At 70.5% G+C, this 12,978-nt stretch carries 11 protein-coding genes; 3 read left to right on the top strand and 8 right to left on the bottom strand.

The features are described 5' to 3' along the window. Nucleotides 1–26: 26 nt before the first annotated feature. From BIV25_RS51715 to BIV25_RS39320, 3 genes are read right to left on the bottom strand one after another with little or no spacing between them, the layout of a single operon-like run. Nucleotides 27–476, bottom strand: coding sequence for a hypothetical protein (locus BIV25_RS51715; RefSeq protein WP_177235578.1), 450 nt, complete (start codon nucleotides 474–476; stop codon nucleotides 27–29). 43 nt (nucleotides 477–519) lie between these two features. Continuing rightward, entirely contained in the window at nucleotides 520–1,500 is a 981-nt protein-coding gene (locus tag BIV25_RS39325) for an aldo/keto reductase (protein WP_071377348.1), read from the bottom strand. A 9-nt stretch (nucleotides 1,501–1,509) separates the two neighbouring features. Beyond that, a complete protein-coding gene (locus BIV25_RS39320; protein WP_071377347.1) occupies nucleotides 1,510–2,496 on the bottom strand; it encodes an alpha/beta hydrolase in 987 nt (328 codons plus the stop codon). A gap of 150 nt (nucleotides 2,497–2,646) precedes the next feature. Here BIV25_RS39320 and BIV25_RS39315 point away from each other — a divergent pair, with 150 nt between their 5' ends. Next, nucleotides 2,647–3,300: a TetR/AcrR family transcriptional regulator gene (locus BIV25_RS39315; protein ID WP_071377346.1), complete on the top strand. Its 654-nt coding sequence runs from the start codon at nucleotides 2,647–2,649 to the stop codon at nucleotides 3,298–3,300. Nucleotides 3,301–3,531: 231 nt separating this feature from the next. On the opposite strand, the gene BIV25_RS39310 is transcribed toward BIV25_RS39315, so the two are convergent. Next, a complete protein-coding gene (locus BIV25_RS39310; RefSeq protein ID WP_071377345.1) occupies nucleotides 3,532–4,650 on the bottom strand; it encodes an NAD(P)/FAD-dependent oxidoreductase in 1,119 nt (372 codons plus the stop codon). Between the two features lie 53 nt (nucleotides 4,651–4,703). Here BIV25_RS39310 and BIV25_RS39305 point away from each other — a divergent pair, with 53 nt between their 5' ends. Both BIV25_RS39305 and fabV read left to right on the top strand, forming a co-directional pair. Beyond that, on the top strand, nucleotides 4,704–5,390 hold the full coding sequence (locus BIV25_RS39305) for a TetR/AcrR family transcriptional regulator (RefSeq protein WP_071377344.1): 687 nt from the start codon (nucleotides 4,704–4,706) through the stop codon (nucleotides 5,388–5,390). A gap of 380 nt (nucleotides 5,391–5,770) precedes the next feature. Continuing rightward, a complete protein-coding gene (fabV, locus tag BIV25_RS39300; protein WP_107486612.1) occupies nucleotides 5,771–7,108 on the top strand; it encodes an enoyl-[acyl-carrier-protein] reductase FabV in 1,338 nt (445 codons plus the stop codon). Between the two features lie 38 nt (nucleotides 7,109–7,146). Here the strand turns inward: fabV and BIV25_RS39295 are convergent, their stop codons facing one another. The 4 genes from BIV25_RS39295 to BIV25_RS39280 all read right to left on the bottom strand — a co-directional run bounded on the left by BIV25_RS39295 (nucleotide 7,147) and on the right by BIV25_RS39280 (nucleotide 12,590). After that, on the bottom strand, nucleotides 7,147–7,536 hold the full coding sequence (locus BIV25_RS39295) for a DUF6009 family protein (protein WP_071377343.1): 390 nt from the start codon (nucleotides 7,534–7,536) through the stop codon (nucleotides 7,147–7,149). Nucleotides 7,537–7,740: 204 nt separating this feature from the next. Then, nucleotides 7,741–9,294, bottom strand: a complete 1,554-nt coding sequence (locus BIV25_RS39290) for a phage/plasmid primase, P4 family (protein ID WP_071377342.1) — start codon at nucleotides 9,292–9,294, stop codon at nucleotides 7,741–7,743. Then, nucleotides 9,291–10,355 carry a bifunctional DNA primase/polymerase gene (locus tag BIV25_RS39285; RefSeq protein ID WP_071377341.1) on the bottom strand — a complete coding sequence of 355 codons (1,065 nt, stop codon included), beginning with the start codon at nucleotides 10,353–10,355 and terminating at the stop codon, nucleotides 9,291–9,293. The genes BIV25_RS39290 and BIV25_RS39285 overlap by 4 nt, the downstream gene beginning before the upstream one ends. Nucleotides 10,356–11,198: 843 nt before the next feature. Next, on the bottom strand, nucleotides 11,199–12,590 hold the full coding sequence (locus BIV25_RS39280; RefSeq protein WP_071377340.1) for a Mucin-2: 1,392 nt from the start codon (nucleotides 12,588–12,590) through the stop codon (nucleotides 11,199–11,201). Nucleotides 12,591–12,978: the final 388 nt, after the last annotated feature.

Genomic DNA, 12,978 nt, shown 5'->3' with positions numbered 1-12,978 from the left:
CGTACGGACGTCATACGGAGCCGACGTCACGTCAGTCGCGGTCTACGCCACAGCAGTGCGACCGCGACAAAGCCTGCCAGGCAGGGAATCATTCCGGCCCAGCCCAGCGCCGGGGGCAGGCCGGTCGTGCCGGAGGTGTCCTTGGTGAGCAGCCCGGTCAGTCCGACGCCGGTGCCGAGCAGGAACATCGCGGTCACGGCGGGGCGAGCCCACCGCCTGCCCGCCGTGACGGCCCAGGCCGTCACGAGCCAGGCGAGGACGCCGAGCGCTCCGACGACGGACAACACGACCAGGTAGGTGGTGACGGCCGAGTCGACCCGCGCCTGGGGGTAGGCGGGATAGCCGGCGCGGATGTGGTCGGCCAGCAGATGGGTGGTGCTGCGGTCGACGTACGTGGCGATCGTCGCGAGGACGGTGAGCGCGAGGCCCGCGTACATCGCTGCGAGCGCCCCTCGCGCATGGGATGGTTTCGTCATCGGAGTGCTTCTCCCTTCGCACTGTCCTTCTTCGTTCTTTCCTTCATCGGTCGATCAGGCCGATGCCGTGGTCGCCGTATCGGGCGCCCCGGGCTCCGGTGTCGGGGACGGCGGCGTCGATGTCGCGCAGGTCGGTGGCGGTCAGGCGCAGGTCGAGGGCGGCCAGGTTGTCGCGCAGGTGCGGGCGGCGGGAGCTGCCGGGGATGGGGACCACATCGCTGCCGCGGGTGAGGAGCCAGGCGAGGGCGATCCGGGCAGGGGTGGCGCTCCTGACGGCGGCGAGGTGGGTGATGGCGTCGACGATGGCCAGGTTGGCCTGGAGGTCGGCGCCGTTGTAGCGGGGGGCGGTGGCGCGGAAGTCGCCGGGTACGTAGCGCGTGGTGGTGCGGACGGCCCCGGTGAGCAGGCCACGGCCGAGAGGGCTGTAGGCGACCAGGGTGGCGCCGAGAGCGCGGATCGTGGGCAGGATGTCGTTCTCGACATGGCGTTCCCACAGCGAGTACTCGGTCTGGACGGCGCTGACCGGATGGACGGCGTGGGCGCGGCGGAGGGTGGCGGCCGAGACTTCGGACAGGCCGATGTGGCCCACTTTGCCCTCGGCGACCAGTTCGGCCAGAGCGCCGACGGACTCCTCGACGGGGACGGCGGGGTCGAGGCGGGCGAGGTAGTACAGGTCGATGTGGTCGGTGCGCAGCCGACGTAACGAGGCTTCGCAGGCGCGCCGCAGCTCGTCGGGCGAACCGGCGGGGACCAGGCCTTCGGCGGTGCGACGGACTCCGGTCTTGGTCGCCAGCACGGCGCGGTCGCGGTGCGGTGCGAGGGTCTGGCCGAGGAGTTCCTCGTTCGCCCCGTCGCCGTAGAAGTCGCCGGTGTCGAACATGGTGACGCCGCGGTCGAGGGCCTCCAGCAGCGTGGCCGCGGCCTCGTGCGGGTCGGCCGGGCCGTAGCTGCCGGTCATGCTCATGCAGCCGAGGCCGAGTCGGGAGACCGCCGGCCCACCGGGTCCGAGGGTGGTGGCGTGCATCGCCCCTCCTCACTTCGCCAGAGCCGCGCGGAGGAACTGGAGGATCTCCGCCCGGGCGGCCTCGGCCTGCGGTTCCACGCCGGGCAGGGCGAGGAACGCGTGCTTCGCGCCCGGGTATTCGGAAAGCCGCACGGGTGTCCCGGCCGCGCGCAGCCGCTCGGCGTAGCGGCGGCCGTGATCGGCGACCGCGTCCTGGGTGGGCACCACCACGAGCGCCGGGGCAAGCCCGCTCACGTCGTCGGCGTACAGCGGCGAGACGGCGCGCGCGTCGGTTCCCGGCGGGACGGAGAGCCGCTGGAAGAGCCGCAGTTGCGGCAGGGCGCGGGTCGGGCTGTATGCGTACTCGGCGATCGAGGGGTAGTCGTACATCGACTCGGTCACGTCGACCGCGGGGTTGACCAGCACCTGCGCCCTGAGCTCCAGGCCGGACTCCCGGGCCCGGACGGCCGACAGGGCGCTGATCAGCGCGCCGCAGCTCTCGCCGAACACGGCCGTACGCGCCGGGTCGGCACCCCACTGCTCGGCGTGCCGCACCACGTGGTCGAGCACGTCCCAGCCGTCGTCGGCGGCGTTCGCGAGCGGGCTGTCCGGGGCGACGAGGCGGTGCTCGACCGAGACCACGAGGGCGGGCAGGCGGGCGGCGAGGTGGCTGTTGGCCCAGTCGCACTGCACCGCCGTGCCCACGAAGCTGCCTCCGTGGACATGGACCACGAGCGGCAGCCCGGTCCGGGCCGCGGCCTCGCCGTCTTCCGTCGGGGCCGGCCGGTACACCCGGACCGGGAGGTCGCGGCCGGGCAGCGCGATCTCCTGCCAGCCGATCGCGGCGCCGGGGTCCGGCTCTCCGAGGATCGTCCGCGCCGCGCCGGAGGCCCGGAAGCGGTTCTCCGCGTTGCGGTAGGCGAGCAGTTCCTCGGTCGTGATCGCCGAGAAGTCCGGCTCCGGCGGCCGTGTCGTGGTCGTGGCCTCGCCGCTGGTCTCGGTGGCGCTCTCGCTCATGTGTCCCTCTCCCCCGCCCGGCCGGATGCCGGCCGTGCCGTTGTGGTCGGACGGTGCGTTACCTGTGGCATCTACGTTGCCCTCATTATGCACGCAGTGCGTGCATCAGCAAGTGCATAGGTTAGGCTGAGTCTGGACGAGAGGGGCGAGATGACTGGCCGACGACGATGGTCGACCGAGGAGATCCTGGACACGGCGGCGGAACTGCTGCGCACGAGCGACGCCGAGTCGTTCAGCGTGCGCAAGCTCGCCGCGGCGCTCGGGACCGACTCCTCCAGCCTCTACCGGCACTTCCGCAACAAGACGGAACTGATGCGCGCGGTCGCCGACCGGATCCTGCTGGCCGCCATGGACGGCTACCGCCCCGAGGGCGACTGGAAGCAGCGCGTCACCACGATGGCCCTGCACCTGCGCGAGGCCTTCGGCGAACAACCTCAACTCGCCGTGATCTGGGGACGGTACGGGTCCGGTGGCAACGGATCCCGGTTGGTCATGGAGGAGGTGCTGCAGGCCTTGCGCACGTCCGGCCTCCCCGACCAGGAGATCCCGGTGCGCTACCACCGCATCGTGATCCTCCTCGCCGCACTGATCTCCTCCGAGGCCGGCGTCAGCACCATCACCCCCAAGGAGTACGAACAGGGCATGGAGCAGTTCCGCGTCGCCGTCCTCGGCGCCGACCCCGAACGCTTCCCCGCTCTGGCCTACTTCGCCCGCGACGTACGCCCCCTCGGCGCAGACCGCCGCGCCGCGTTCGAAGAGATCCTCGCCGCCCAACTCGCCCATATCGAGGCCCAGATCGTCTGAGGCGCCGGGCCTGCGGCGCTTCACCGCTTCAACGCGTTGCGCGCGGAGAACGCGGAGAAGATCGCGCGGCTGCTCTCGACGGAGAACCGTTCGGCGGGGTGGCTCACCCGGGCCGGACGGCCCAGCCTGACCCCGGCAGGCCAACGCCTTTCTGAAGGCGGCGACTTCAAGGCGGGCGGCATCGGCCGCGAGTACGGCGGAGTCAGAGGGTGATGGTCTTGAACTCGGCGGTCAGGATGGCTGGACCTGGTCGAAGAGGGCGAGGGCCTCGGCGGGGTCCGGGCTCACGAGGCGTTCCAGACCAGCCGTCGTGATCTTCGCCCACCTGCCGGCCCGTGCCCACATCTGTTCCTCGAAGGCGCGGACGGCCTCGTCCAGATCGCCAGGTCCGGTGGCGATGGACTCGGCGAGTTCGGCGCCTTCCAGCATCGCTAGGTTCGCGCCCGCCCCCAACGGGGGCATCAGGTGGGCCGCGTCGCCCAGGAGCGTCACCCCGGGGACGTGGGCCCAGGTGTGGGACACGGGCAGGGCGTAGAGGGGGCGGTGGACGAACGCGGTGCCGTGGCGCAGGAGGTCCAGGACGGGCGCGGCCCAGCCGTCGAACAGCCCCAGCAGGCTCGATCGCACGGCCTCGACGTCGGCCAGGTCCAGGCCCGCGTGCCAGTCCGGCGACGCGCGGAACTTGGCGTACACCTTGACGTGGCCGCCGCTGTTGCGCTGGGCGCCGAGGGAGCGGTTCACGCCGTACGCGGCCACGGAACCGTCGCCGATCAACCGGGCGAGGCCGGGGTGGCGGGTGTCGACGTCGTCGAGAGAGGTCTCGACCGAGGTGACGCCGGTGTAGTGCGGCGTCACCGACGAGACTGCCGGGCGGATCCGGGACCAGGCGCCGTCCGCGCCGATCACGAGGTCGAACGTCTCCTGCCGCCCGTCCGCGAAATGGACCAGCACGCCGTCCCGGGTCCCCGGCACCACCCGCGTCACGCCCCGGCCCCACTGGACGTCGAGTGGGCCGAGCAGCAGGTCACGGAGTTGCCCGCGGTCGATCTCGGGATTGGCCCGCTCATCCGGGCGGGGTCGCCAGTCGCGCAGGACGGTCCCGTCCACGTCCAGGATGCGCATGGCCTGCCCCTCGGGGCGGGACAGCGCCTGGAACTCCGCCAGCAGCCCCGCCTTCTCCAGTGCGACCTGGCCCAGACCTTCGTGCAGGTCCAGCGTGCCGCCCGGCGGGCGGGCGTCGGGGGCGGGATCGCGTTCGAAGACGGCTGCGGGGTGACCATGGCGGTGCAGGACACGGGCGAAGGTGAGTCCGGCGGGGCCGCCCCCGACCACGGCGATGCGATGTCTCATGTCGATACACTGTATTGGTCCAATACGATGCATCGCAACAGTACGATGTGAGCATGACTGTGTGGGACCGGCCGGAGCCGCCGGCTCGCCCCGTGCCGCTCGACCGGGAGCGGATCGTCGCCGCCGCCATCACGCTGGCCGACGAGGGCGGGCTGGAGGCGGTGTCGTTGCGCAAGGTCGCCGCCCGGCTGAACGCCGGACCGATGCGGCTGTACGGATACATCTCCACCAAGCAGGAGCTGTTCGACCTCATGGTGGACGAGGTCCAGGCCGAGATCCTCCCCGAGGAGCGGCCCGGTGACTGGCGGGAGGCACTGCGCACCCTCGCCCACCGCACCAGGCGGGCCGCTCTCCGTCACGAATGGCTGGCCGACCTGCTCGGCGGCCGCCCGACCCTGGGCCCGAACGGCCTCGCCGTGACCGAGGCCACGCTGGCCGCCCTCGACGGCCTCGCCGACATCGACACCGTCATGCGCGCCGTGGAGACGGTCAGCTCCTACTTCACCGGCGCGATCAGGCGTGAGATCGCGAACCTGCGGGCCGAGCGCGCCACGGGCCTGTCCGAGCGCGACTGGCAGCGCGCCTCGGGTCCGCATGTGACGAGGATGTTGGCCACGGGCCGCTTCCCGGCGCTGGCCAAGGCCGTGCACGACGCCACGGACGTGGACGCCGAGACGTCCTTCGCGACCGGCCTGGACTGGGTCCTCGACGCCGTGGCCGCGAGACTCACCCGGCCTTGATCGTTGTCCTGGTCCGGAAGGCCGCACGCCACCGTCCTGCTGCACGGGCCACCGGTCGAGGTCCTCGGGCGGATGCGCTCGGACCGGGTCATGCGCAAGCCGGTCCCCGTGCCATGGATCTCGCCTCCGCAGGGCGGGCGCCCTCCGCGTGGATCGACCTGGAGCACGCCTCAGGTTCAGTTCGGTTCTGCCCCGCAAGAGGGGACTTGGATGTCGCCGGCTGTCCCCGCCAGAGCTAGGAGGATCCCTCCAAGCCCGGCTGGACATCGTTGTGCCGGTCAAGATCACTGTGCTCAGGCGTGCCGCCGCAGACTTGCAGGACGGGGTGGCCGAGGCGGCCACCGCGTCCTTGTCCGTGACGACACCTGGGACACCACACCGTGAGCGAACGCGTCATTGCGCCCAAGAGCCGGGGCTTCCTGTTCCTCGACTCCCATCCTGGTGGCTGCCGACAGCTGGTGGACGAGATGTGGCAGGCCGTCCCCGCACCGGTCACCGCCCCGGTCCCCACCGGGGGCGAAGGGCCGGTGGCTCTGGTCATCGGCTCGTCCTCCGGGTATGGCCTGGCCGCTACGATCGCGGGCCTGGCCCGTGTCGGTATCCGTGGCATCGGCGTGTGCTTCGAGAAGGCGCCCGGGCGGCGCACCGGCACAGCCGGCTGGTACCGCACCGCGGCCACCGCCCAACTCGCCCGACAACACGGGCGGGACATGGTCTTCCTCAATGGCGATGCGTTCAGCGACACGGTGAAGGAGCAGGTTGCCGACCTCCTCGCCGAGCGGTTCGGGGGACGCCTCGACTTCCTGATCTACTCGGTGGCCGCGCCGCGCCGCACCGACCCGGACACCGGCGACGTGTATGCCTCGGTCCTCAAGCCGATCGGCTCGCCGTACACCACCAAGACCCTCGTGTTCGACGAGTACGGTGCCCCGGAGGTGAAGGAGGTCACCACCGCGCCGGCCGAGGGCGACGACATCGAGCAGACCGTGGCGGTGATGGGCGGCACCGACTGGGAACGGTGGATCACGTTCCTGGCCGAACGGTCCCTGCTCGCCGACGGATTCGCCACCGCCGCCCTCTCCTACATCGGATCACCGCTCACCGCGGCGATCTACCGGCAAGGCACCATCGGCGCCGCGAAGTCACATCTGGAAGCCACCGCACGCACGCTGGACGAGCGCCTCAGCAAGACCCTGGGCGGCCGGGCCATGACCTCGGTCAACGCCGCCGCCGTCACCCAGTCCTCCACCGCCATCCCCGGCATCGCCCTGTACGTCGGGCTGCTGCGCGGTGTCCTCGGCGACGCCATGGTGGCTCCGATCGGTCAGCTGGTGGAACTGTGGGAACAGTTGACCGGCGCCCGCCCCCTCGACGTCGACGACGAGGGCCGGATCCGCCACGACGCCTGGGAACTCGCCCCCTCCGTACAGAACGCGGTCGCCGAACGCTGGAGCACCGCCACCAGCGACACCATCACCGAACTAGCCGAACTCGACTGGTTCAGCGACGAAGTCCGCCGCCTCTACGGCTTCTCCGTCCCCGGCGTCGACTACACCGCCGCCGTCGAAACCGACGTACCCTGGCCCACTCCCGCCAGCCGCCAAGAGAACCCATTCAATCTGCCCCATGAGCGGGGCACTTGGCGTGCAGACATTCACACACAGCCGACGGCACGAAACCTGCGCGAAACTCCCGTCAGGTCGACACCTTCCTCGTAGTGGAAAGCTGTCGGCTCAGGTCGGGCCGCAGGCACAAGTCAGGGCGCCGACGTCGCTATGACCACAGACCCGGAGCCGCTCTGGGATCTCGGGGTCTTCGCTCCGGGCTTCTTCGGGGTGATGGTGCGCGGGTCGACCGCCTCTCCCGGGGCCCCCTCGCGGTACAGGCCGTCGGGCAGGCTGTCGCGGTCGTGGGGCAGCAGGAAGAACACCCGGCGCTTGTAAAGGCCGCTGTCCGGGTCCGGGGAGGCGTGCTCGTCCAGCAGCGCGTAGCCCACCATGCGTCCGTCGCGTGCGTACGGCGGCTTGGTGTTGCGTCGCCTGGTCTTGTCCAGCGCCTGACGGACGTAGTCGAGCCCTTCGAGGTTCTCCAGCCACACCACCTCGGCCTCGTGGATGAGGTCGCTCTCGGTCAACAGCGAACTCATGGCTGCAGCCTTTCCTTCATGGGCGTGCTCCCCCGGCCATCGGACATGGCCGGGCGTCCTTCCGTCTCGCCCCGGCCTGCCCGCCGCCGAGTGGCGACCCGCTCTGCCGGGGGGCCGCCGTATCCGGGGCCCGCCCACCATCGTAAAGCGCACGACGACCACGGTGTAGGGCGTGTGGTGGTGAGAGCCGACGGGAGTCGGCCGTCATGGGTGCTCCAGCAGGGCGATGCCCGGATAGTACTTCCGGCCGTTCGACTTGATCATGTCGGTCGGTGAGGCCACGCCCACCTCCTGGCGGACACGGTTGGCGAAGGCTCGGGGCGTCGCGGGCCGGATGCCCTCACCGGCGTTGCACCACGAGCTGTACTCCGAGTACAGCAGCCCCTGTTCCACCCGCAGGTCCTTGCCGGATTCGCCGTCGCGCGTGCAGCACTCGGCCAGGAAGCGGCCGATGTGGTCCTCGGTGGTGGCGTAGGCCGTCGTGGCGAAACGCACCCGGTCAGGACCTTCCAGCGGGTCCCTGGTGAGCAGATAGTGCTGCGCGCCCTGGATGAGCCACTGCAGGATCCCCGGGCCCTCGTCGCGGACGAGTTCGAAGGCGAGGTTGTCGATCCTGCGGTGCGCCGGGACGGTCCGGGTGAACGGCAGCAGGCGGATGCGCCGCCAGAACGCGAAGCCGCCCGTGGAGACTTCGGGGCGATGGTTGCCCAGCAGCCACAGGTGGTGGGTCGGGGTGAACGAGAAGTAGTCCTGCCGCATCCGACGGGCCTTGATCTTGTCGCCGCCCGTCAGGAGCCGGACACGTGCCTCGTCGAACTTGTCGTTCGGCTTCAGCTCGCTGCACACGACCAGGCGGCGGCCGTGCAGTTCGGTCAGCTCGGTGGAGTGCTCGGAGAAGGCACCACGGTCCATCAGGAAGCCCGGCGGGGCCGCGTCCGCGTAGTCGCCGAGGATCTGGATCATGATGTCGAGCAGCACGGACTTGCCGTTCTTGCCCTCACCGTGCAGGAAGGGCAGAACCTGGGCTCCCACGTCACCGGTGATGGAGTACCCGAGCAGCAGGTGCAGGAAGTCGATCATCTCCCGGCCCTCGTCGTCGTCACCGAAGGTGTCGGCGAGGAACCGGTGCCAGCGAGGGGTCTCCATCTCCTGGGGGGCCACGCTGGTGGCCCGGGAGTGGAAGTCACGTGTGGGGTCGGCCTTGCGCAGGCGCCCGCTGTGCAGGTCGACCACTCCGACGGGGGTGCACAGGGCGTAGGGGTCCCCGTCCAGCTGGTCGGGGTCGACCGAGATGTCCGGCGAGGCCTTCGCCTGGGTCAGCAGGGCCTTCAGACCGGTGGTGGACAGCGTACGGCGCTTGTGCTGGGAGAGTTCCCGGTCACTGAAGACCCCACGCGGGTCGGTGCCGGGCATGTCCTCGGCCATCTCCCCGGCGGCCCACAGCGCCGCCTTCTCCCCTCCCGCGCGCTTCCACCGGTAACCGTCCCAGGCGAACCAGCCCAGGCCCTCCACATGCCGGAACTGGTCGCGGTGCTGCTGCACGAAGAGGCGGGCGTTCCCGCGGTCCGAGAGGGACGGAGGCATCAGCGGCGCCGGGTCGGCTCCCCCATGTCCCGGGGACGGCACGGAGACGTTCGTGTATCCCTGCGCGGGCAGCCGGGCCTGACCGGCGACCGGATCCGCCGCCTGCAGGTCGAGCATCTGCTGAGCGGCGGCCTGCGGGTCGAAACGCGGCGAGCCTTCGGCGCTGCTGCTCATGGACGTCCTTTGAGGTGGAGAGGGCGGACGGACCCTACGGCAAGGGCGTCGTCGACGATCTTTTCATTCCGGGACTGCTGCCAAGGGCGGGCGTACTGGGCGACACGGAGGAGCCGGTCACGAATGGCGGCGTGCTCCAGATGGCCCGCTGCGACCAGCCCGCCGGCCGTGTAGGCCGCTCGGTTCAGCTTCTCCGAGAACCCGGTCCCCTGCGGTGCGGCGGCGCACTCCGCGACCAGGGCGATCAGCGGATCGATGAGCTGATCGCCCCCGGCCGCACGTGTCCTCCGCCCGGCCGGGGGCGGGACCGGGAGAGAGGCCGACAGGTCGGCAGGCGTAGGGGCAGGGGTCCGGGCCTCGATCACATGTCCCGTACGACGCAGTTCCCGCTGGAGCCACTCGGGCAGCACGGCCGGACGCCGGGTCGTTCCTTCCGCACGGTAGAGGCCCTGCGGCGTCCTGGTCCCGGGAGCAACGATGTAACCACCGTCGGCTCGTACGTCCACCTGCCAGGCGAGCGCGGTGTGCCGGGCGGAGCCGGTCGAACACCTGTAGCGGACGGAGTCGTCGGGGTTGCGGTACCAGACATGCAGCCCGCCCGAAGGGGTGCGCACCCTCAACGTGTTCGCGTCCTCGGCGGGGGAGTTCTCGCCCCGGTACGCAGCCAGCAACGCCAACGTGTCGAAACCGGAAGCCAGTCCGTCAAGTCGTACCTGTTCGGGAATGGGGATCCCCGGGAGCAGGTGTCCCCGGTCGGGCACCGGTGCCTGGTGCGCGTCCACGTCGATGACGACGAGCCCTGCGGGGCCACAGGCGACACCCACTCCTGCCGAGGGCGTGGCGGTCCACCAGCGCTCGATGAGGGAGGGGTCGGCGGTGGCGGCGTGGAAACCGTGACAAGGGCGTCCTGCGGGCAGGCAGGGGCACGACGTCGGCTCGTGCCTGTTCCCTGTGCAGTCAGGGCAGTTCCGGACAGGAGTCTTGCGCCCCGGGGCCAGTGGATGGACCGGCCAGCCCTGGGCGGCACACCACCGCGCTACAGCGTGAGCGGACCCGGGCACGACTGGTGCCGCACTGTCGCGGCTCTCACCTTCGCGCGGCACGGGAATCGTCCTCGTCACTCTGTCTGCCTGATCACTTCACACGTCTGGCGTGGAGTTTTCGCCCCCGTCAGGGACCGAAGGGACTCTGATGCGAAAAAAATGTACGGCCCACCCTACTGAAAAAGAGAGTGCGTCGGGCCCCGCGCCGCTTCTCTCGCGTGTATGGGTCCCTTGGGTCCCTCCTCGGCACTGCACCTCTCACCCTAGGGGCTGAAGGGACTGAAGTGCACAGTCCCTTTTGGTCTGTTGAGGGGCGACCTGGGGCGGCGGCGGGCGGGGCGAGGGACCGAAGGAGCCAGGGACCAAAGCGCAGGGTCTGTGAAGTTGGTCGGACCCTGGGGGTTGGGCGGGCATCACTGCAGGTCAGGGGCCTGTCTCCCCCTGGATCAGGGACTGTAGGGACTGAACTCGGCAATTATGAGCTGTACTTGTATATGTGTGTTTGTATGCGCGCGCGCATCTGAACACATCTCTTCTCTACGTCATAATTGCGCGTTTCAGTCCCTACAGTCCCTCTCTCGTCTCGCAATATGCCTCTGACCTGCATGAATACCAGGGACTGAAGGTCAGGGACCGAAAGGGTCGCAGTCCCTTCAGTCCCCCGGTACAGGCCCTGTGGGGCCCTGTGGACCCTGTCGGTCCCTGGACTCCGGAACCGACCGATGAACCGACCACCGTTGCACGTTCGAGGCCGTCGCATACAAGTACGGCACCCACACCAACTCGCACTGGCGGTACCGGCGGTGATGCGGATGCCGTCAGACGACCGGATCTACCGCCACGGCGACCTCCGCGCAGCGGTCAGGCGGGAACACCGGCCCGTTCCAGGACAGCGGTCATCTCGTCCTCGGGGAGTGCCGGGTTGGCCCCCGCGCTGGAGGCCAGTTCAGGGACATGAAGCGCCTCGCGGAGCCGGCGGAGCGGCAGGCGTGGGTCGCCTGCCGCCGCCTGGCGCGTCCAGACTGCGGGGTCATGGCTGAGCCGTTCGATCAATGCGGGCGTGGCGGCCGGGTCCCGGACAGCCAGCCGACGGTAGTTCCCGTCCGGGTGGTCCGCGTAGCGAGCGGCGAGCCCCTCGCGGGGGAAGCGGGGGTGCGTCTCCGCCATCCAGGCGGAGAACGTCCCACCGAGCCGCGCGTACACACGCATCAGGACCTCCTCCGGGGTGTCGGGGTGGTGCCTCCCCAAGAGGTCCTCCACCAAGGGGTCTTCGGTGCGTGCGAGCAGACGCACGAGGTCGGGCGGCAGGTGGGGGCTCTGGGCGGCGGCGCGCCGGAGCAGCGGGTGGGCGGAGGTCGCGGCCCGTCGCAGCACCTCGGGGTCGGCGAGCCCGTCCCGTACCCACTCGACGTCTCCCCTGTCGAAAGCCCCCACCGTGAAGTCGATCCCCATGCGCCGCGTCTCTCCCAGTTCAGGCCTGAGGGAGACAGCGAGCCGTACGGCCTCGTCCGGGTCGACGGCGAGGCGCTCCACGAGGTCGGTGGGCAGGGAAGGATTCTCGGCGAGGGCAGCCAGGTGCGTCCGCTCGGCGAGGCACCGTTCGGCGTCGGCGCGGTGCAGGAGGCCGCGGCGCAGCGCCGCGGCTGCGGACTTCGGATCGCGGAGGAGTTCGGCGGTGACATGGGCGTCTTGTCGGCACTCCCACAGCGCGGCGGCCCTCCGCACCTCGGGGTCAGGGTCGGCCAGCAGAGCTGACCGCTCCCCCGGCGGCAGGATCTCCCATGCGCTCACCGCGCCCCGGCGCGCCGCCGGATCGTGGTGCGTAGCCAGCGAGGCCACGAACGACGGCACCAGGTGGGGCGAGTCCAGCAGAGCCGATCGTACGGAAGCATCCGGGTCGTCACACAAGTGGCCACATACGGCGTCCGGCAGTGGCGCGACCACCGTGCGCGGGACGCGCCACTCGGGTCCGTACGCGAGAGCAGCCCGCACCTTGGGGGAAGGGTCGTCCGCGAGCCGGGCCCGCTGTGCAGGCTCGGCCCCGGTGCTCATCGCGAAATCGATGCGGACACGCGGATCCGGGTGGGCCAGGATCACCGCGACGGCCTGCTCGGGAAGTCCGGCTCGCTGGAGGGCGTGACCGGGCGGACCGTCACCGCCGCAGTCGAAGGCCAGCAAGCGCAGCAGCAGCGGAGTCGGCAGCGCCGGATTGCGGGCGACACCGTCCAGTGCGGATGCGTGGAACGCCACCATGACTCCCCTATCCCTGCTTCTTTCCCGAGCGCGGTTCCCCGATCGGTCCGCGACCATGATCTCCCGCCCCCTGTCAGGAACCGCCGGACGTCACCGGCTGTCGGGCTACTTCGGCGAAGCGAGCAGCTCTATTACGGCGTAATAGGTCGTCGCCCGGTCGATGCTCGTAGCCCCACTCCCCCGGGCCACGTCTCAGGCCCGCAGTCGTTCCAGTTCGACGCCGACGCCGACGCCGACGCCGACGCCGACGCCGGCCCTCGCCCTGGGCCTGGGCCTATTACGCCGTAATAGGCCCAGGCCCAGGGCGTAGCCAAGCAGGTTGGTCGGCATTGCGCCCACAGCCCCGACTCCCCAAGAAGCTGATTCACATTCTGTGAAAGCGAGTTCG

The organism is Streptomyces sp. MUSC 14, assembly GCF_001866675.1.
Taxonomy (GTDB): domain Bacteria; phylum Actinomycetota; class Actinomycetes; order Streptomycetales; family Streptomycetaceae; genus Streptomyces.
This window is presented reverse-complemented; position numbering and strand designations above follow the sequence as displayed.